The 17,818-nt window shown below is 75.1% G+C and carries 20 protein-coding genes; 10 read left to right on the top strand and 10 right to left on the bottom strand.

What is annotated here, in order from left to right; translation table 11 throughout:
* Position 1: 1 nt before the first annotated feature.
* Positions 2-730 carry a glycosyltransferase family 2 protein gene (locus AC0VYN_RS00555; RefSeq protein WP_475534306.1) on the top strand — a complete coding sequence of 243 codons (729 nt, stop codon included), beginning with the start codon at positions 2-4 and terminating at the stop codon, positions 728-730.
* Between the two features lie 2 nt (positions 731-732).
* Positions 733-1,365, top strand: a complete 633-nt coding sequence (locus tag AC0VYN_RS00550) for a TIGR04282 family arsenosugar biosynthesis glycosyltransferase (RefSeq protein WP_475534305.1) — start codon at positions 733-735, stop codon at positions 1,363-1,365.
* Between the two features lie 32 nt (positions 1,366-1,397).
* Here the strand turns inward: AC0VYN_RS00550 and AC0VYN_RS00545 are convergent, their stop codons facing one another.
* Together AC0VYN_RS00545 and AC0VYN_RS00540 are read right to left on the bottom strand one after the other, a co-directional pair.
* A complete protein-coding gene (locus AC0VYN_RS00545; RefSeq protein WP_475534304.1) occupies positions 1,398-1,895 on the bottom strand; it encodes a hypothetical protein in 498 nt (165 codons plus the stop codon).
* A complete protein-coding gene (locus AC0VYN_RS00540) occupies positions 1,892-3,133 on the bottom strand; it encodes a molybdopterin-dependent oxidoreductase (protein ID WP_475534303.1) in 1,242 nt (413 codons plus the stop codon). The genes AC0VYN_RS00545 and AC0VYN_RS00540 overlap by 4 nt, the downstream gene beginning before the upstream one ends.
* 112 nt (positions 3,134-3,245) lie before the next feature.
* Between AC0VYN_RS00540 and AC0VYN_RS00535 the strand changes: the two genes are divergently transcribed.
* On the top strand, positions 3,246-4,592 hold the full coding sequence (locus AC0VYN_RS00535; RefSeq protein ID WP_475534302.1) for a hypothetical protein: 1,347 nt from the start codon (positions 3,246-3,248) through the stop codon (positions 4,590-4,592).
* Between the two features lie 71 nt (positions 4,593-4,663).
* On the opposite strand, the gene AC0VYN_RS00530 is transcribed toward AC0VYN_RS00535, so the two are convergent.
* The 4 genes from AC0VYN_RS00530 to AC0VYN_RS00515 all read right to left on the bottom strand — a co-directional run bounded on the left by AC0VYN_RS00530 (position 4,664) and on the right by AC0VYN_RS00515 (position 8,097).
* Positions 4,664-4,867, bottom strand: a complete 204-nt coding sequence (locus tag AC0VYN_RS00530; protein ID WP_393803661.1) for a cold-shock protein — start codon at positions 4,865-4,867, stop codon at positions 4,664-4,666.
* A 238-nt stretch (positions 4,868-5,105) separates the two neighbouring features.
* On the bottom strand, positions 5,106-5,477 hold the full coding sequence (locus AC0VYN_RS00525; RefSeq protein WP_475534301.1) for a MerR family transcriptional regulator: 372 nt from the start codon (positions 5,475-5,477) through the stop codon (positions 5,106-5,108).
* Between the two features lie 221 nt (positions 5,478-5,698).
* Positions 5,699-6,721, bottom strand: a complete 1,023-nt coding sequence (locus AC0VYN_RS00520; RefSeq protein WP_475534300.1) for a hemolysin family protein — start codon at positions 6,719-6,721, stop codon at positions 5,699-5,701.
* Positions 6,718-8,097, bottom strand: a complete 1,380-nt coding sequence (locus AC0VYN_RS00515; RefSeq protein WP_475534299.1) for a hemolysin family protein — start codon at positions 8,095-8,097, stop codon at positions 6,718-6,720. The genes AC0VYN_RS00520 and AC0VYN_RS00515 overlap by 4 nt, the downstream gene beginning before the upstream one ends.
* 285 nt (positions 8,098-8,382) lie before the next feature.
* On the opposite strand from AC0VYN_RS00515, the gene AC0VYN_RS00510 reads away from it, so the two are divergent.
* The 3 genes from AC0VYN_RS00510 to AC0VYN_RS00500 all read left to right on the top strand — a co-directional run bounded on the left by AC0VYN_RS00510 (position 8,383) and on the right by AC0VYN_RS00500 (position 10,264).
* Entirely contained in the window at positions 8,383-9,372 is a 990-nt protein-coding gene (locus AC0VYN_RS00510) for a sporulation protein (protein ID WP_475534298.1), read from the top strand.
* Positions 9,373-9,450: 78 nt separating this feature from the next.
* Positions 9,451-9,906: a tellurite resistance TerB family protein gene (locus tag AC0VYN_RS00505; protein WP_475534297.1), complete on the top strand. Its 456-nt coding sequence runs from the start codon at positions 9,451-9,453 to the stop codon at positions 9,904-9,906.
* A 103-nt stretch (positions 9,907-10,009) separates the two neighbouring features.
* Entirely contained in the window at positions 10,010-10,264 is a 255-nt protein-coding gene (locus AC0VYN_RS00500) for a twin-arginine translocase TatA/TatE family subunit (RefSeq protein ID WP_451627461.1), read from the top strand.
* Positions 10,265-10,301: 37 nt separating this feature from the next.
* Here AC0VYN_RS00500 and AC0VYN_RS00495 read toward each other — a convergent pair whose 3' ends face one another.
* Positions 10,302-11,303, bottom strand: coding sequence for a CE1 family esterase (locus AC0VYN_RS00495; RefSeq protein ID WP_475534296.1), 1,002 nt, complete (start codon positions 11,301-11,303; stop codon positions 10,302-10,304).
* A 106-nt stretch (positions 11,304-11,409) separates the two neighbouring features.
* Here AC0VYN_RS00495 and AC0VYN_RS00490 point away from each other — a divergent pair, with 106 nt between their 5' ends.
* Both AC0VYN_RS00490 and AC0VYN_RS00485 read left to right on the top strand, forming a co-directional pair.
* Positions 11,410-11,778 (top strand): DUF6479 family protein, encoded by a 369-nt coding sequence (locus AC0VYN_RS00490; protein WP_385470565.1) that lies wholly within the window; start codon positions 11,410-11,412, stop codon positions 11,776-11,778.
* Positions 11,779-11,941: 163 nt separating this feature from the next.
* Positions 11,942-12,445, top strand: coding sequence for a hypothetical protein (locus AC0VYN_RS00485; RefSeq protein ID WP_475534295.1), 504 nt, complete (start codon positions 11,942-11,944; stop codon positions 12,443-12,445).
* A 47-nt stretch (positions 12,446-12,492) separates the two neighbouring features.
* On the opposite strand, the gene AC0VYN_RS00480 is transcribed toward AC0VYN_RS00485, so the two are convergent.
* On the bottom strand, positions 12,493-14,163 hold the full coding sequence (locus tag AC0VYN_RS00480; protein ID WP_475534294.1) for a glycoside hydrolase family 13 protein: 1,671 nt from the start codon (positions 14,161-14,163) through the stop codon (positions 12,493-12,495).
* 376 nt (positions 14,164-14,539) lie between these two features.
* Between AC0VYN_RS00480 and AC0VYN_RS00475 the strand changes: the two genes are divergently transcribed.
* Positions 14,540-15,277, top strand: coding sequence for a hypothetical protein (locus AC0VYN_RS00475; RefSeq protein ID WP_475534293.1), 738 nt, complete (start codon positions 14,540-14,542; stop codon positions 15,275-15,277).
* A 12-nt stretch (positions 15,278-15,289) separates the two neighbouring features.
* On the opposite strand, the gene AC0VYN_RS00470 is transcribed toward AC0VYN_RS00475, so the two are convergent.
* Together AC0VYN_RS00470 and AC0VYN_RS00465 are read right to left on the bottom strand one after the other, a co-directional pair.
* A complete protein-coding gene (locus AC0VYN_RS00470) occupies positions 15,290-16,024 on the bottom strand; it encodes a GAF and ANTAR domain-containing protein (protein WP_475534292.1) in 735 nt (244 codons plus the stop codon).
* 80 nt (positions 16,025-16,104) lie between these two features.
* Positions 16,105-17,454, bottom strand: a complete 1,350-nt coding sequence (locus AC0VYN_RS00465) for a helix-turn-helix domain-containing protein (protein ID WP_475534291.1) — start codon at positions 17,452-17,454, stop codon at positions 16,105-16,107.
* 115 nt (positions 17,455-17,569) lie between these two features.
* Between AC0VYN_RS00465 and AC0VYN_RS00460 the strand changes: the two genes are divergently transcribed.
* Entirely contained in the window at positions 17,570-17,770 is a 201-nt protein-coding gene (locus AC0VYN_RS00460; RefSeq protein ID WP_475534290.1) for a hypothetical protein, read from the top strand.
* Positions 17,771-17,818: the final 48 nt, after the last annotated feature.

The raw sequence follows: 17,818 nt of genomic DNA, 5'->3' as shown, positions 1-17,818 counted from the left end.
GGTGAAGGCCGTGACCACCTCGCCTCCCGCGGATGTCGACGTCGTACTCCCCTGCCTGAACGAGGCCGGGGCCCTCCCCTGGGTCCTGGCCCGCATCCCCGACGGCTGGCGCGCGCTCGTCGTCGACAACGGCTCCACCGACGGCTCGGCGGACCTCGCCCGCGCCCTCGGCGCGACCGTCGTGGCCGAACCGCGTCGCGGCTTCGGTGCCGCCTGCCACGCCGGACTGGGCGCCGCCACCGCCGAGGTCGTCTGCTTCTGCGACTGCGACGCCTCCCTCGACCCGGCCCTGCTGACGCCCTTCGTGCACGAGGTGCGCTCCGGCACGGCCGACCTGGTGCTCGGCCGCAGGCGCCCACAGGGCCGGGGCGCGTGGCCCGCGCACGCCCGCGCGGGCAACCTCGCCCTCGCCCGGATGCTGCGCCGCCGCACCGGCCTGGGCCTGCACGACCTCGGCCCGCTGCGTGCCGCCCGCCGCGAGCCGCTGCTCGCCCTCGGTCTCACCGACCGGCGCAGCGGCTACCCCCTCCAGATGGTGGTGCGCGCCGCCGACGCGGGCTGGCGGATCACCGAGCACGACGTCCCCTACCTGCCCCGCACCGGCGCCTCGAAGGTGACGGGGACCTGGCGCGGCACCTGGCACGCGGTGCGGGACATGCGCCGGGTGCTGTCCGAGGAACCGGTGCGCCCCGTCCCGTGTGACCCGGGCCGCGAGGGGAAGTCGGGGTGAGCATGGCGGCCACCCTCCTCGTCATCGCCAAGGAACCGCGGCCCGGACGGGTCAAGACCCGCCTCACCCCGCCGTTCACCCCGGCCCAGGCGGCGGCGCTCGCCGAAGCGGCCCTCGCCGACACCCTGCACGCCGTCGCCGCGACCCCCGCGCGGCGCCGGGTGCTGGTGCTCGACGGTTCCCCGGGGCCCTGGCTGCCGGCCGGCTTCGACGTCGTACCGCAGTGCGCGGGCGGGCTCGACGAACGGCTCGCGCAGGCCTTCGCGGGGTGCGCCGGGCCGGCCCTGCTCATCGGGATGGACACGCCGCAGGTGACGCCGGAGCTGCTCACCGTGGACTTCGCCGGTTGTGACGCGTACGTCGGCCCGGCCGACGACGGCGGTTTCTGGGCCCTGGGGCTGGCCCGCCCCGACCCCGCCCTGCTGCGGGGCGTGCCCATGTCGACGCCGGTGACGGGGGTGGTGCAGCGCGAGCGGCTCGTCGCGGCCGGCCTGCGGGTGCGCGACCTGCCGCCCCTGCGCGACGTCGACACCGCCGCCGACGCGCGGGCGGTCGCCGCGCTGGCCCCGCACGGCCGCTTCGCGGCCCGCCTGGCCGCGTACCCGGCGGTCACGGCCCGGCGGGCGGACCGATGAACGGCTCGGTGAACGGGCCGGCGGACCGCCGCTCAGTGGGTGTCCGGCGCGCGCCGCTTCGTCGCGCTGCGCAGCGCCCGCAGCGCCAGGAGCAGAGCCGAGACACCGAAGAGCGCGGCCGTGATCAGCAGCCAGCGGGACAGGAAGCCCTCAGCCGAGAGCCCGGCGACCGACCGGTAGCGCCGGTCGACCCGGCCACTGATCAGCGGGAACCACACGAGCAGCAGCAGCCCGGAGAACGCGGCCGGCACCCGCACGTACAGGACCCACGCACGCCGTCCGGCCGCGCCCAGCCCCCGTACCACAGCCCGGTCGGCGACCGTGTACAGGGGCAGCAGCACGAGGTCGTGCGCCAACGCCGCCCCCACGAACCACAGCGCCACGCCGAGCCAGTCGCCGGCGAGCAGCCGTACGCCCGCGTAACCGGCGAGCGCGAACGAGCAGAGAAGCAGAAGGAGGGAGAAGGGACCACCGATCGCGGGCCGCAGCCCGCCCTCGTGGTCCCGCACCCGCTTCGTCACGGCACTCATCCCAGGTCCCCGAACGTCATCCGCGTCACCCACTTGGTGTTCAGCACGCCGGGCGCGGCGGGCACGATGATCCGCGCCGGATACCCGTGGTCCAGGCTCAGCGTCTCCCCGTTGACGGACAGCGCGAGCAGGGAGCGGCCCTCGGCCACCTGGTTGGCGCGCAGTGCCCCGCTGCGGAAGGCACCGTGCCGCTGGAGGGACTCGACGAACACGTCCGGCGGGTCCTCCCCGAAGCCCACGCGCGCGGCGAGGTCCCGCAGCCGCACCCCGCGCCACCACTGGTCGGACGTGGACCAGCCCTCGACGCAGGCGATCGGCAGTGCGGCGCTGTGCTGCTCCATGTCCAGCAGTTCGGCCCGGCCGAGCCGGACGGTTCCCGTGCGCCCGACGACGACGAGCCGCCAGACGTCGTCGCGCGTCCCGGCCGGGTCGATGCCCAGGTAGGCGGCCGTCTTGTTGATCTGGAAACCGTTGGGGCCGTTGCCGGGTTCGGGCCCGCCGTGCGGCGAGAGCACGGCCGTCTCCCGCAGCGGTGCGTCGAAGCTGCGGCCGGCGTTGGTGGCGAACATCAGCAGCGATCCGCCGCCGACCAGCCACAGCGCCCCGCGCCGCGAGACGGTGGGCGGGTCGGGCCGGGGTGCGGCCAGATCGTCGCCGCGCTCGTCGCGCGGCCCCCTGAGCGCGCGCAGCGCCATCGGCGCCTTGAGCACGACGTGCGTGACGAACGCGGCGAAGAACACCCAGGCACCGTAGAAGTGCAGCGGGTAGAAGGAGCCGGGGAACACGTAGTCCAGCTGGACGTTGAGCACACCGGTCACGAACTGGAAGAGCCCGCCGCCGACCAGCAGCAGCAGCGAGATCCGCTCCAGCCCGTGGGCGAGCGAGCGGACCGGCGGCAGCGTGAACAGCCTCGGCACGACCGACCACAGCTTGGCCAGCAGCACCGGGATCAGGGTGAGGCCGAGGGTAACGTGGACGCCCTGGCTGAGGCGGTACAGCCAGTCCGGCCCGGCCGGCCACGGGAAGAGGTAGAAGCCGAGGATCCCCTTGTCCGGGGTCTTGTCGTTGACCGGGTCCAGACCGGGGTTGTAGGCGGCGTACGACAGCAGGCCCGTCACGAACAGCACGGTGATGCCGGCGAGCAGGACGAGGCCGAGCACCGCCGTGAACCGGCGGCCCCGCACCGGGCTGCGCCAGAAGCCGGGGGAGGTCGGAAGCCGTGAGGCGAGGTCGCGCATGTCCCGACCGTAGGACGGGCCCGGCCCCGGGAAGGCGCCGCGACCCGTGGCGAAACGCCGACGTCCGCCGCGTGCACCATCGCGGGACGATCTTCCGGCCTACGGTGCCCGTGTGACCCGCCACCGCCCCGGCCTCCGCGACCTGTACGCCGTCGTGTCCGCCGTGCTCCTCGTGGTGGCGGCCGTACTGGTCGGCCGCCGCATCCAGGCCACCGACCACTCCCTGCTGGTCGGCTGGCCGCCGCTGACCGGCCGCTGGGACCCGCACCCGGGCCCCGGCACGCCCGCGGCCGTCCTGCTGGCGGTGGCGACCGTGGCGTACGGCCCGTCCCTCGCCGGCCGGCTGCCGTGGCGCGCCGTGCTCGCCGCGTCCTGGGGCACGGCGACGGCCTGGATCTGGTCCCTCGCCCTGATCGACGGCTGGCACCGGGGCATCGCGGTCCGGCTCACCACCCGTTTCGAGTACCTCCAGGCCGTCGGCCGCTGGAACGACATCCCGGCGACCCTGCGCGACTTCACCCGGCACATCCTGATCGGCTCCCCCGACAACTGGCCCGCCCACGTCGCCGGTCACCCTCCGGCGGCCACGCTCACCTTCGTGCTGCTGGACCGGGCCGGGCTGCGGGGCGGGGGCTGGGCCGGGGCCTGGTGCATCACCGTGGGTGCCACGGCGTGCGTGGCGGTGCTGGTGGCGGTGCGGGCGCTGGCCGGCGAGCGGCTCGCCCGGCGGGCGGCGCCCTTCCTGGTGACGGCGCCGGCCGCGGTGTGGATGGGCACGTCGGCCGACGGGTACTTCGCGGCGGTCGCGGCGTGGTCCGTGGCTCTGCTGGCCCTCGCGGTGACCGGACGCTCGCCGTGGTGGGCGGCGGGCTCGGGGCTGCTGTTCGGCCTGGCCTGTTATCTGTCGTACGGACTGACGCTGTTCGCGGTGATCGGCGCGGCGGTGCTGTGGCTCGGCCGGCGCGGGGTGCGGGAGCGCCCGGTGCTGTTCGTGCCGCTGGTCGCGGGCGCGGCGGTCGTGCCGGTGGCGTTCACCGCGGCCGGGTTCGACTGGTGGGAGGCGTACCGCCTGCTGGTGGAGCGGTACTACCAGGGTGCGGCCGGCGTGCGCCCCTACGGCTACTGGGTGTGGGCCAATCTCGCCTGCACGGTGCTCGTCACCGGCCTGGCGACGGTGGCGGGGCTGCGGCGGGCCGGGGGCGTGCTCCTGGCCCGGCGGGGCGGCGGGACCGCGGCCGCCGAGGACACCCGGGCGGCCGTTCTCGTGGCCGCGGCGCTCCTCGCCCTGCTGGCCGCCGACCTGTCCGGCATGAGCAAGGCGGAGACGGAACGCATCTGGCTGCCCTTCGCCCTGTGGCTGCTGCCGGCCTGCGCCCTCCTCGGCCGCCCGAGTGCCTGGCTGGCGGCGCAGGCCGTACTGGCGCTGCTCCTCAACCACCTGCTCGCGACCGGCTGGTGAGCGGGCCGCCGGTCACACGCAGGAGGGCCCGCACCGTACGGTGCGGGCCCTCCTGTGCGGTTCGCGCGTTGTTACGCGGGAACGATGTTCTCCGCCTGCGGGCCCTTCTGGCCCTGCGTGACGTCGAAGTTCACCCGCTGGCCCTCCTGGAGCTCACGGAAGCCCTGGGCGGCGATGTTCGAGTAGTGGGCGAAGACGTCGGCGCCGCCGCCGTCCTGCGCGATGAAACCGAAGCCCTTTTCGGCGTTGAACCACTTCACGGTACCGGAAGCCATTTTTACTCCTAGGCAGTGTCTGGAGACCCGCACCGCGCGGGTCTTCTCATCGCTGCGATGATCACCTGCCCGGATACCCGGTAACGCAAATGGCAACCACAACTGCAACTGATGTCGAGCCTAGCACGGAAAGCACCGCCCGCCCGGGCAACAAATGACGGCGGATATCACCGCGAGAATGGGAATGCGGTTATCTTCTCGCCCACCCGCGAATATCTGTTTCGCCGGGGTCAGATTTTCACCCGCCGCCGCGTCCGCCACCGCCGGGCCGCCCGGCGGTGCGGCGCAGTTCCTCGTGGGTGCGCAGCGCCTCCTCCAGCTCGTCCTCGAGGCGGACGATGCGGCAGGCGGCCTCGACCGGCGTTCCCTGGCCGGCCAGCTCGCGGGCCCGGGCGGCACGGCGCAGCTGTCGGCGTGAATACCGGCGGTGGCCGCCTTCCGACCGCATCGGGCTGATCGGTTCCGCCTCGCCGAGCGTGCGGAGAAATCCGGGCGTGGCACCGATTAGCGCGGCCGCCCTGCCCATGGTGTACGCCGGGTAATGATCGTCGTCGAGCCGGTCGGCGGCCTGCGCCCGACCTTCGGCGTCCAGCCCGCTCTCCGAGGGCATGCATACCTTCCCGCGGACCGCAGAGGACACGGCCCGCCGTGGGGAATCCGGTTCCCCCACACCTGAACTCTAGTCGCGCCGGTCGGATACCTGCCGCGGCGAACACACATCCGGCCCCTTGCGGACCCACGCCGGACGCGGAAGGGGCGGGCGGACCGAAGTCCGCCCGCCCCGTGCCGTCGCGTCCCGTCACCTCCCGGAGGACGGGACGCGGGGCCGGGTCACGACGCCACCGGCGCCGGCCCCACCAGCTCCGTCAGGACGTCCTCCATCGTCACGAAGCCCAGGACGGTGCCCGTCTCGCCGGTGACCGCGGCCAGGTGGCTGTCCTCGGCGCGCAGGGCGGTGAGGGTGTCGTCGAGGGGGGTGTCGATGCGGACCCGCGTGACCCGGTGCAGGGCGGTGCGGGGGAAGGGGCGGTCACGGTCGGTGATGCCCAGGGTGTCCTTGATGTGCAGGTAGCCGAGCACGGTGCCGCCGGGGCCGGTGACCGGGAAGCGGGAGTAGCCCGCCTCGGCGGCGAGGCGTTCCAGCTCGGCCGGGGTGACGGTGTGCGGGGCGGTGCGCATCTTGGGGGTGGGCACGAGGATCTCGCCGACCGGGCGGGTGCCCAGTTCCAGCGCGTCGCGCAGGCGCTCGCCGTCGGCCGGGGTCAGCAGCCCGGCCTCGCTGGCGTCCACGACCATGCGGGCCAGCTGGTCGTCGGTGAAGACGGCCCCGACCTCGTCCTTCGGCTCCACCCGCAGCAGCCTGAGCAGCGTGTTGGCGAAGGCGTTGATGCCGAAGACGACCGGCTTCAGGGCCCGGGTGAGGGCGACCAGCGGCGGGCCGAGGATCAACGCGGTGGCGGCCGGGGCGGCCAGCGCGATGTTCTTCGGGATCATCTCGCCGATGAGCATGTGCAGATAGGTCGCCAGGGCCAGGGCGATGGCGAAGGCCACGGGGTGGACCAGCGCGCCCGGCATGTGGACGGCCTCGAAGACCGGCTCCATCAGGTGCGCGATGGCCGGTTCCGCGACCGCGCCGAGCACCAGGGAGGACACCGTGATGCCGAGCTGGGCCGTCGCCATCATGGCCGACAGGTGTTCCAGGCCCCACAGGGTCATCCGGGCCCGCTTGTCGCCCGCGTTGGCGCGCGGCTCGATCTGGCTGCGGCGCACGGAGATCAGGGCGAACTCGCCGCCGACGAAGAACGCGTTGGTCAGCAGCGTCAGGGCGCCGATGAGGAGCTGTACGGCGGTCATCGGGCGACCTCCGGCTCCCGCAGGGACGACCGGCCGGCGGCCACCGGCTCGGCCGGCTCCCCGGCCGGCTCCGCCGGAGCGGGCGCGGCGACGCGCAGGCGGTCGGCACGGTGGTGGTCGATGTCCAGGACCTCCAGGCGCCAGCCGCCCAGGTCGACGACGTCGCCCTCGGCGGGGATGCGCGTCAGATGGGTGGCGACGAGACCGGCCAGGGTCTCGTAGGGGCCGTCGGGGGCGGTGAAGCCGATCCCGGCGAGCCGGTCCAGGCGGAGCGATCCGTCCGCCTCCCAGGCCGTGCGACCGTCCGCCCCGGTGGGGGCGGGCAGCAGGTCGGGCACCTCGACGGGGTCGTGCTCGTCGCGCACCTCGCCGACGACCTCTTCGACGATGTCCTCGACGGTCGCCACGCCCGCCGTGCCGCCGTACTCGTCGATGACGACGGCCATGGTGCGGGCCCTGCGCATGCGCTCCAGAAGGCGGTCGGCGGGCAGGCTGTCCGGCACCAGGAGCGGCGCGGTGGCCAGCTCGGTGACCGGGGTGGCCGCACGCCGCTCCGGCTCCAGGGCCAGCACGTCGCGGATGTGGACGGTGCCGACGACCTCGTCCAGGCTGGCCCGGTAGACCGGGAAGCGGGACAGGCCGGTGGCGTGGCTGAGGTTGGCCGCGTCGGCCGCGGTGGCGTGGGCCTCCAGGGCCTTGACGTCCACGCGCGGGGTCATGACGTTCTCCGCGGTCAGCTCGCTCAGGTGCAGGGTGCGCACGAACAGCTCGGCGGAGTCCGCCTCCAGGGCGCCCTCGGCGGCCGAGTGCTGGGCGAGGGCGACCAGTTCCTCGGGGCTGCGGGCGGAGGCGAGCTCCTCGGCCGGTTCCAGGCCGAAGCGGCGGACGAAGTGGTTCGCCGTGTTGTTCAGGTGCCGGATGAAGGGGCCGAAGGCGGCGGTGAAGCCGCGCTGCGGACCGGCGACGACCTTGGCGACCGCCAGCGGGCTGGAGATCGCCCAGTTCTTGGGGACCAGCTCGCCGACGACCATCAGGACGACGGTGGAGAGGGCCACGCCGAGAATGGTCGCCACCGTGGGGGCGGCGCCGCCCAGGCCGATCGCCGTAAGCGGGACGCGCAGCAGCGCCGCGAGCGACGGCTCGGCCAGCATGCCGATGACCAGCGAGGTCACCGTGATGCCGAGCTGGGCGCCGGAGAGCTGGAGGGTCAGGCCGCGCACGGCCTTCAGGGCGCCGTCGGCGCCGCGCTCGCCGGACTCGGCGGCACGCTCCAGGTCACCGCGCTCGACGGTGGTGAGAGAGAACTCGGCCGCGACGAAGAGCGCGCAGGCCAGGGTGAGGAGGAGGGCCAGCAGGAGCAGCAGGACCTCGGTCACCGTGCCACCCCGCTTCCCTCACGCACATGCAGGGGCACTGGCGGGCCGTCCGTGGCACGGCCGGTACTGGGAGGCTCCATTACGGAACGGGACTCCTTTAACGGGGTCGGTGGGCGCCGCCTGGCGGCCGCCCGAGGTTTTCCCTCTCATGGTAAAGGACGAGCAAAAAGATCGGGAGTCCGTGGACCCCTATGCTTCTACTCGCCTGTAGAGAACGGCGGGACGGTTCGGGTTGTTCCCGCACGACATGTCTCCCCGCACGAACGTGAAGGAGTGAACGCCTCGATGGTGTTCAAGCGGCTGCTCGGTTCCCTCGGCGTGGGCGGGCCCACGGTGGACACGGTCCTCGACCCGGGCGCGGCCCGGCCGGGCGGCGTGCTGTCGGGCCGGGTCGACCTCGTCGGCGGCACCACCGGATTCGACGTCGAGCACATCGCGCTGGAGCTGGTGGCCCGGGTCGAGGCCGAGCACGCGGACGGGGAGAGCGAGGGCGTCGTCGCCTTCGGCCGGTTCACCGTCGGCGGCGGCTTCCGGCTCGACGCCGGGGAACGGCACGGCGTGCCCTTCTCGGTGACGCTGCCCTGGGAGACCCCGGTCACCGAGCTGTACGGGCAGCCGCTGGGCGTCGTCCTCGGCGTGCGGACCGAGCTGGCGGTCGCCGGTGCCCGGGACAAGGGCGACCTGGACCCGCTGGCCGTGGCACCGCTGCCCGCGCAGGAGGCCGTCCTGGAGGCCCTCGGGCAGCTCGGCTTCGGCTTCCGCTCGGCCGACCTGGAGTACGGCCGCATCGGCGGCACCGGGCAGCATCTGCCCTTCTACCAGGAGATCGAGCTCACCCCGGCGCCGCAGTACGCCCACCAGGCCAACGAGATCGAGCTGACCTTCCTGGCCGCGCCCGGCGGCCTGGAGGTGGTCCTGGAGGCGGACAAGCGCGGGGGGCTGCTCGGGGACGGCCACGACGCCCTGAGCCGCTTCACCGTGCCGCACGAGGGGGCCGCGGCGCGGGACTGGGGCACCCTCGTCGACGGCTGGATCCGCGAGCTCGTGGAGCACCGGGCCTCCTACGGCTCCCACGCCGTGTACGGGCACGCGGGCGGCCACGGACACGAGCCGGCGCACCACTCCGGCCCCGGCGTCGGCACCGCCGTCGCGGCGGGCGCGGCCGGGCTCGCGGTGGGCGTCGCCGGCGGCCTGGTGGCGGCCGAGATCGTCGACGAGGCCGGGGACTTCCTGGAGGGCGACGAGGACGAGGAGGGCGCGGGAGACGAGGAGTGAGCGGCGGGCCGGCCTGGTAACTTCTACACGACTGTAGATACTAGGCCGCAGACCACCTCTCGACCGTACGGAGTTCTCATGGCCCTGTGGGACCGCGTCAAGGAGTCCGCGTCGCAGATGCAGACGCAGCTCGTGGCGAAGAAGAATGACCTCAGGAGCGGTGCCTTCCGCGACGCGAGCATGGCGATGTGCGCCCTGGTCGCCGCCGCCGACGGCACCGTCGACCCGTCCGAGCGTCAGCGCGTCGCCCAGCTCATCGCCACCAACGACGTGCTGCGGAACTTCCCCGCCGACGACCTGCGCCGCCGGTTCGAGGACAACCTGGACAAGCTGGCCGCCGATTTCGCCTTCGGCAGGGTCGGCGTGCTCCAGGAGATCGCCAAGGCCAAGAAGAAGCCCGCCGAGGCACGTGCCGTCATCCAGATCGGCATCGTCATCGGCGGCGCGGACGGCGACTTCGACAAGGACGAGCGGGCCGTCGTCCGCGACGCCTGCTTCGCCCTCGACCTGCCGCCGCACGAGTTCGACCTCTGACCGGCGGCCCGGCCGGGCACCGGTCGACCCGGGTCCCTTCCTGCCGTAGATTCCGACCGGGCCCGTGTCACGGGCCCGGACCGCATGCCATCTGGGGAGTGCCGTGTTCGGACTGAGCGAGCTCGCGATCATTCTCGTCGTCGTCATAGCCGTCCTGGCCGCCAAGAGGCTCCCCGACCTGGCCCGTTCCGCGGGCAAGTCGGCGCGCATCCTCAAGGCGGAGGCCCGGGCGGCGAAGGACGAGCAGGCGCCGGCGCAGGACCCGGGGACCCCGCGCGTGATCCCCGGCGAGGCGGTCCGGCGCGAGGACACCGGGGACACCGGCACCGGTGCGGCCCGGGGCGGCGCCCAGGCCTGAGGGCCCGGGGCCGTCAGGTGAGGCCGGCGGGGGCGCCTCACCGGCCGGCGGCGAAGAAGTCGAGGATCGTGCCGGTGGCGTCCAGGGCGCCGCTGGTGCGGCCGAAGCCCGTGGGCGGGGTGAGGGACGAGCCCGGCCAGGTGTGCCCGGCGTCGTGGACGACGAGGAGCTGCACGGTGCCCGCCGGATCACCGCCCAGGCGCCAGACGGTGCGGTCGTAGCCCCGCTCCCGTTCGGTCACCGGGCGCCCGGCGCGCCCCGCCGCGGCGAAGGCCTCCGCGCTGTCCCGGGCCGACCTGGTCGGCAGGATCGGCTCCTCGGGGTCCGCCGGCGGGGACGGCCATCCCGCGAGGGGGCGTACGGGGTCGTCGGCGCCGTAGACGACCATGACGGGCACCGGGCCGGTGGGTTCGACGGCGGCGGCGCCCGAGGGCAGCTGGCCGGAGACCGAGGCCGCTCCCGCGACCAGGCCGGGGCGCTCGGCCGCGACGCGCAGCGCCATCGAGCCGCCGTTGGAGAACCCTGCGACGTAGACCCGCTCGGGGTCGGCCAGCCCGGTGCGCACCAGGTGACCGACCAGCGCCTCGGTGAACCGCACGTCGAGGCCGGGGTCCGGCCGCTGCTTCGTCTTCCACGCGCCGGCGCCCCACCCCCGGCCGAGGCCCTCCGGGTAGGCGACGAGCATGCCGCGGGCCGCGGCGGCCTTCTCCAGCCGGGTCCGCTCCCGCAGCCCGGCGGCGTCCGAGCCCCGGCCGTGGAAGGCGACGACCAGGGGCCGCGGGCCGGCGCCGGCGGGCCGGTGCAGGAGGTAGTCGCGGGTGCGGCCGTCCACGCGGATCCGTTCGCGGGTGCCCGGCCCCGCGGTGGCCGCGGCGCCCGCGGTGGCCGTGGCGCCCGCGGCGGTCGGGCTGCTCGCCGGCGGGGTGGCGCCGGGTCGTCCGGGGTCGGCGGCGCAGCCGGCCAGGGGGAGCGCGAGGGCGAGGAGGAGCGCGCCGGGCCGTCGGCGGGGGTTCGGGGCGAGATGGCGGAGGGAGCGCATGTTCCGAGGGAACCAACGCCACCGGGTCCGTGTCCACGACCGACCGCACCCCTTGGATTCGGACATAGCGTGCGCTTTATCTCAATCCGGGGTACATAATCAGAACATGAGTACGGCAACGTATGAACTGCTGGCCGCTTCGAACGCGCTCAACATGTTCGCGGCCTTCATCGGCGGGCTGGTGGTCGCCGGCATGCTGATCCTGGCCGTGCGCATCGGCATGAGGGCCATGGAGCAGGAGTCGACCCGTCCGCGCGCCGAGGAACAGCCCCACCTCCCCGCCTCCGGTCCCGTCTACGAGGAACGGGAGATGCGGGAGCCGGACGAGATCCCACTGAACACCGACGGGAGCCCACGACTGATGCCGTACCAGCTCCACCACGCGGGCAGCCGACGCGGCGCGGACCAGAACCGGCGGCGCTGGCTGCCGGGATCGAGCGGCTCCTTCGGCAGCGGCAGCCCGGGACGCATCTGACCCCCGGCATCGCGCGCCCCCGTCCTCGACGGCCCCCGGGGCCGCCGGGGACGGCCCCGTTCGGACCAGCACCGGAGTGCGGCGCGCTGCCGGTGCGCCTTGACTGGCAGGGACCCCGCGCGTCCGCGCGGGAGCGGGCGCGTGCGAGGTCCCTGGAGGCGACATGGGCGGTCACCGGGCACACCGGGCGGCGGCGGTGACGGTACTGGCGGCCGCCGTGCTGGCGGGCTGCTCCGACGGCGGCGACAGCGGTGGCGGCACGCCCACGGACTCCGCGAGCGCGGCGGTCAGCCGGGCCGCGTCGGCCGCGTCCTCGCTCGCCTCCGAGGGCTCGGACGCCCTGGCCTCGGCGACGGCGGAGGCCGGGCGGTGGCTGGAGGACATCACGTCGGGCGCCGACGTCAAGGCGGACGTGAAGGCGGGGGCGCCGGGGACGGACAGCGGCGGACGCACCACGGCCGCGATCACGGTCCGCAACACCGCGGACGACACCAAGTCCTTCGCGGTGCAGGTCAACTTCACCGACACCGGCAACACCCTGCTCGACACCGTCGTCGTCACCGTCGACGACGTTCCCGCCGGCCGCTCCGGCAGCGCCACCGCCCGCAGCAGCCACGACCTGTCCGGGGACGTGCGCGCGGTGGTGGCCCGCGCGGTGCGCTACTGAGGGCCCACGCGGTCCGCGCGAGGCGGGCCGCGTGGCACGCGCCGCCGCTACCTCACCAGCCACGCCGTGGTGTCCGGCCCCAGCCTGCCGTCCTCCAGGGGCACGCTGGTCAGCACCACCTCGCCCGCCGGCAGGCCGACCGGCGCGTCCGAGAGGTTGGTGACGCAGCGCCAGCCGTCCGAGCGGTCGAACTGGAGCACCCCCGGCGGCACGTCCTCCGCCCAGGTCAGCGACTCGCCGTCGAGGAGCTTGCGGCGCAGGCGCAGGGCCGTGCGGTACAGCTCCAGGGTCGAGCCCGCCACCCCGTCCTGGGCCTGGACGGAGTACTCCCCGAAGCCCGGCGGCTGCGGCAGCCAGGCCGCGCCCGCGCCGAAGCCGTACGACGGCCCGCTCGTCGTCCAGGGCAGCGGCACCCTGCACCCGTCGCGGCCCTTGCGGACGTGCCCGGTCTGCTCCCAGATCGGGTCCTGGAGCACCTCGGTGGGCAGGTCGGCCACCTCGGGCAGGCCCAGCTCCTCGCCCTGGTAGAGGTAGGCCGAGCCGGGCAGCGCCAGCATCAGCAGCGTCGCCGCGCGGGCCCGGCGCAGGCCCGCGCGCCCGTCGACCGCAGGGGCGTGGCCGCCGGACAGCAGCCAGGCGTCCGTGTCGGTGCCGGGCGGCAGGACCAGCCGGGAGGCGTGGCGGACCACGTCGTGGTTGGACAGCACCCAGGTCGCGGAGGCGCCGGCGGCGTGCGCGTCCGCCAGCGAGCCGGCGATGATCTCGCGCAGCTCCGCCGCGTCCCAGCCTCCCTGGAGGTACTCGAAGTTGAAGGCCTGGCCCAGCTCGTCCGGGCGGGCGTACAGCGCGCGCCGGGCGCCCGGGACCCAGGCCTCGGCCACCGCCATCCTCGGCGGGCTGTAGGCGTCGAGGATCTTGCGCCAGTCGCGGTAGACCTCGTGCACGTCGTCGCGGTCGTAGAAGGGGTGGGTGCCGGGGGCGAACTCCGCGAGCGCGGCCTCGCTGCTCAGCTCGGGGGCGCCGAGGTCGCGCAGCGGCTCGGTCAGGTCCTTGACCAGCGCGTGGGCGACGTCGATCCGGAAGCCGTCGACACCGCGGTCGCACCAGAACTTCAGCGTGGTGCGGAAGTCGGCGCGGACCTGCTCGTTCTCCCAGTTCAGGTCGGGCTGCTGGGGGGCGAAGAGGTGCAGGTACCACTGGCCGTCCGGCACCCGCTTCCAGGCGCTGCCGCCGAAGACGGACTGCCAGTCGGTGGGCGGCAGCCCGCCGTGCTCGCCGCGGCCCTCCCGGAAGACGTACCGGTCGCGGGCGGCCGAGCCGGGACCGGCGTCCAGGGCCTCGCGGAACCAGGCGTGACGGTGGGAGGAGTGGTTGGGGACCAGGTCGACGATCACCTTCAGGCCGAGCCGGTGGGCCTCGGCGGCCAGGGCGTCGAAGTCGTCCAGGGTGCCCAGGCGCGGGTCGACGTCGCGGTAGTCCTCGACGTCGTAGCCGCCGTCGGCCAGCTCGGACGGGTAGAACGGGCTGAGCCACAGGGCGTCGACGCCCAGGGCGGCCAGGTGGGTCAGGCGCTGGGTGATGCCGCGCAGGTCCCCGAGCCCGTCGCCGTCTGCGTCGGCGAAGCTGCGCGGGTAGATCTGGTAGATGACGGCCTGCCGCCACCAGTTGGGGTCCTTGGACGACAGGTCGGGCGTGCTGGTGGTGCTGCGGACGGTCACGCGGTCTCCTTCGCGATGCGTGCGGGCGACACGAACAGATCTGTCCACATCACCCCAAAAGTGAACGCGCGGGCGGCGGGACGCGCCGGTGACCGGAAGCTGCCTCGCTCTCCCGGGTGTCCTGGTGTTCGACCGCGCTCGGGGACGGGTCCGGGTACCGGGTCACGCCGACGGCCGACGCCGCCCCCGCCGGGGGCCGTTCGCGTGTGCCGCCGCGGCTCCCGGACCCGCCGGGGCGGGCCACCCCGGCGGGGGCTTGGGTCACTCGGGTGGACCGCGTGCGGTGGTGGGGCGGGCGGGGTGGTGGTGCCGTGGGGGTGTGACCGATCGTGCGGGGCGCCGGCCGGCCGGAAGGCGGCCCCGAGACCTCGTCCGCGTGCTCGCGCTCCCGGCCGCCCTGGCCCTGGGCACGGCCGCCTGCTCCACCGCCCGCCCGGACGGGACCGGCCCGGCGGCACCGCGGTCCCCGGCCGCGCTCCCGTCGGCCGCCGCCCCGCCCGCGCTCACCCCGGCCCAGGCGAACGCGGCGCTGATCACGGCGGCCGACCTGGGGGAGACCTGGGGGCCGACGCTCGGCGCCGCGACCTGGCGGGACGACCTGCTCAAGGCCACCGCCGACGACCCGGACTGCCGCCGGCTGCTGGACGTCCTCTACACCGAGGAGCTCTTCGGCACCACCGCCCCGGCCCCCCGGGCCACGGCCGCCCTGGACGACTACGCCGGCGGAGCCCAGCTGCACTACCGGATCACCTCCCACCGCGCGGCCGACATCGACCGGACGCTGTCCTGGCTGGGGACGCTGCCCGACACGTGCGGGCACTTCACCGCCGAGGCCGCCCACGGGCCCGCCCGGGGCCTCCGGGTCACCGGCGTGACACCGCCCGAGGCGGGGGACGCCCGGCAGGGGCTGCGGGTGACCGTGGCCGGCACGACGGCCGATGCCGGGGCCGTCGTCCTCACCGTGGACCTCGTCGCCGTACGCGTCGGCGACGACGCGATCCTGGTGACCGACGGCAGCCTGGGCGAGCCGGCGGAGGACGCCGCCCCGACGGCCGCGGCGGTCGGCGCGGGACGGCTGACCGAGGTCCGGCGGCAGGGGCGGGCCCAGGTGTGAGCCGGCCGTCCGCTAACCGTCGCGGTCGAAGCGCTGCCGGTGGGCGAGGACGTCGCGGGCGACGTCGTACGCGGTGCGGCCCCCGGCGAAGGCGGAGCCGCGCAGCCGGGCCAGGGCCTCGTCGGCGCCGACACCGAGCTGGACCATGATCATGCCGATGGCCTGGTGGACCTCGTCGTGGTCACCGGCCAGCCCGCTCAGCCAGGTGCCCTCCTCCTCCCCGGCGTCGTACCGCTCCTCGTCCGTCAGCGCCATCAGGGCCGTGGTCATGATCCCGGCCAGGAGCCGGGCCGTGTTCAGCTCGGTCTCGGTGAGTCCGCCCGCGGTGTCGCGGTAGAGGTCGAGGGTGCCGACGCACTGGGTGTCGCTGCCCAGCGGCAGCGCGTAGACGGCGCGCACGCCGACGGCCGTCGCCTGCTGGGCGAAGACCGGCCAGCGGTCGGCGTCCGCACCGGACCGCAGGTCACGGACGAGCACCGGGGCACCCGTCTCGGCGGCGCGGACGCACGGCCCGTCGCCCAGAGTGGCCTGGATCTCCGCGAGGTAGGAGGCACGGTCGCCGCTGGCGCAGAACCGGACCGGGAGACCGCCCTCGCCGCGCAGTGACGCGCTCGCGCCGCTCACGGGGAGCAGCCTGACCGCGATCGCGCAGAGGCGGTCCGGCACCTCGCCGGGCGGGACGTCACGCACCTCGTCGGCGGCGGGTTCCCCTTCCGGGGGCCCTCCGCGGTCGTCGCTGGGCCGCATGTCCACCGCCTCCTTCGCTCACGCGGCCGGAGGCCCCGACTACCCGTGACGGCCCCCCGGAAACCGGCAGGCCCGAGCCGTCACAGCGGAGGCTGTGCGGGCGCCGGGCCCAGCGTGGTGGTGCCGGGAGCCGTGCGGTGCCCGAGGCCGGTGCGGTAGGCGTCCAGGGCCGCCTCCACCCGCCCGGTGCGGCGCAGCAGATCGCCCAGCAGCCGGCACAGGTCGGCCAGGTCACCGGCCGCGCCCGCCCGCTCCAGCAGGCTGAGCGCGCGCACGTAGTGCTCCTCGGCGGCCTCGGTGTCGCCGGCGTCCTCGGCGATGATGCCGAGCAGCCGGTGCGCGCCCGCCGCGTGCACGGCACCGCGTTCGGAGGACAGGTCGTCCAGCACCCCGCGCAGCAGCTCGGAGGCCTCCGCGGACTTGCCGCGCCGGTGCAGCACGTCGGCCAGCTCGACGGCGACCTGGCTGCTGTAGAGGGCGGCGCGGGTGGCGGACAGCATGTCCAGGGCCTGCCGCATCTCCTCCTCGGCGCGGCGGAGTTCGCCGTTCTGCGCGCAGACGTAGCCGCGCATCCAGTGGCAGTTGGCCAGCTCGGTGCGCAGTTGCAGCGTCCGGTACAGCTCGGCCGCCTTGGCCAGGGAGGCGTCCGCCTCGGCGAGGCGTCCCTCGGCGAGCAGCGTGCGGGCGACGGAGCGGTGCATGCGGGCCACCAGCGCCGGGTCGCCGGCCCGGGGCGCGAGGGCCAGGGCCAGTTCGGCGGCCTGGGCGGCCCGCGCGTGCGCGCCCATGTCCATGTAGGGGCCGATGACGCTGGCGTAGAGCAGCAGCAGCGCGTCGGGGTCGTGCAGGCCGCCGCGGTTCAGCTCGTCGAGGGTGGACTCCAGGAGGTAGACGGCGTACCGGAGTTCACCGGCGAGGTAGTGGGTCAGGGCCCGCCCGCGCAGGGCCGGCACCCGGGCCGGCAGCGGTGCGCCGGCGTCGGCCAGGCACTCCTCCGCCCGCTCGAAGTACCGGCGGCCGTCCGCCAGCTCGCCGGCCTCCACCGCGCACTCCCCGAGCCCCAGCAGCGCCGCGGCCCGCTCCTCGGTCAGCTCGTAGGCCTCGGCCTCGGCGAGCAGCCCGCCGTACTGTCCGGCCGCCTGCTCGGCACCGCCGGTGGCGAGCGTGCGCTGGGCCTCGGTGAGCCGCAGCCGCAGGTCGGTGGCGAGCCGGGCCGGGCGGCCGGTGACCAGTTCCTCGTAGCCGACGCCGAGCCGTTCGGCGAGGTGCCGCAGCGCCTCGTCCGAGGGGCGGACGCGGCCGGCCTCCAGGGTGGAGATGTAGGCGGGCGTGTACGCCGGTTCGGCGAGCTGCCGCTGGGTCATCCCGCGCTCGGCACGCAGCCGCTGCACCCGGCGTCCGATGGTTACCCGATCTTCACGGTCGCCCACTGCCAACTCCCCCTGTGCCCCTTGCCGTTCGGCTTCGACGGCCCTAGGTTAAATTGCGGATTAAGCGTGTTTAACTGCACCCGACAGCCTCCCACACCTTCCCCCAGAGGACGCCGTGCCCGACCGCACACGCACTGCCGAACGGTACGCCAGGGGCGTCGCCGCCGCCGTCGCGGCCGTGGCCGCCCTGGTCCTGGCCGCCAACGCGAGCCCGGCCCAGTCGGCGGAGCACCGGGTGGGGGAGGTGACCGGATCGCTCGCGCCGGACGCCCGGCCCGGCGAGCACGCCCCGGCGCCCCTGTCCGGCGCCCGCTGAGGCCCGGACGGGCGCGGCCCACCGGAGCGCGCCGAGGCCCGGGCGGGG

It is taken from the genome of Streptomyces sp. 63XJN7_1_ISO-PGPR-S23-121 (genome assembly GCF_056173025.1).
This window is presented reverse-complemented; position numbering and strand designations above follow the sequence as displayed.

Coding starts and splice junctions, on each gene's coding strand:
- AC0VYN_RS00550 (WP_475534305.1), top strand. CDS start 733: ATGGCGGCCACCCTCCTCGTCATCGCCAAGGAACCGCGGCCCGGACGG.
- AC0VYN_RS00545 (WP_475534304.1), bottom strand. CDS start 1,895: ATGAGTGCCGTGACGAAGCGGGTGCGGGACCACGAGGGCGGGCTGCGG.
- AC0VYN_RS00540 (WP_475534303.1), bottom strand. CDS start 3,133: ATGCGCGACCTCGCCTCACGGCTTCCGACCTCCCCCGGCTTCTGGCGC.
- AC0VYN_RS00530 (WP_393803661.1), bottom strand. CDS start 4,867: ATGGCTTCCGGTACCGTGAAGTGGTTCAACGCCGAAAAGGGCTTCGGT.
- AC0VYN_RS00525 (WP_475534301.1), bottom strand. CDS start 5,477: ATGCCCTCGGAGAGCGGGCTGGACGCCGAAGGTCGGGCGCAGGCCGCC.
- AC0VYN_RS00520 (WP_475534300.1), bottom strand. CDS start 6,721: ATGACCGCCGTACAGCTCCTCATCGGCGCCCTGACGCTGCTGACCAAC.
- AC0VYN_RS00510 (WP_475534298.1), top strand. CDS start 8,383: ATGGTGTTCAAGCGGCTGCTCGGTTCCCTCGGCGTGGGCGGGCCCACG.
- AC0VYN_RS00505 (WP_475534297.1), top strand. CDS start 9,451: ATGGCCCTGTGGGACCGCGTCAAGGAGTCCGCGTCGCAGATGCAGACG.
- AC0VYN_RS00495 (WP_475534296.1), bottom strand. CDS start 11,303: ATGCGCTCCCTCCGCCATCTCGCCCCGAACCCCCGCCGACGGCCCGGC.
- AC0VYN_RS00490 (WP_385470565.1), top strand. CDS start 11,410: ATGAGTACGGCAACGTATGAACTGCTGGCCGCTTCGAACGCGCTCAAC.
- AC0VYN_RS00485 (WP_475534295.1), top strand. CDS start 11,942: ATGGGCGGTCACCGGGCACACCGGGCGGCGGCGGTGACGGTACTGGCG.
- AC0VYN_RS00470 (WP_475534292.1), bottom strand. CDS start 16,024: ATGCGGCCCAGCGACGACCGCGGAGGGCCCCCGGAAGGGGAACCCGCC.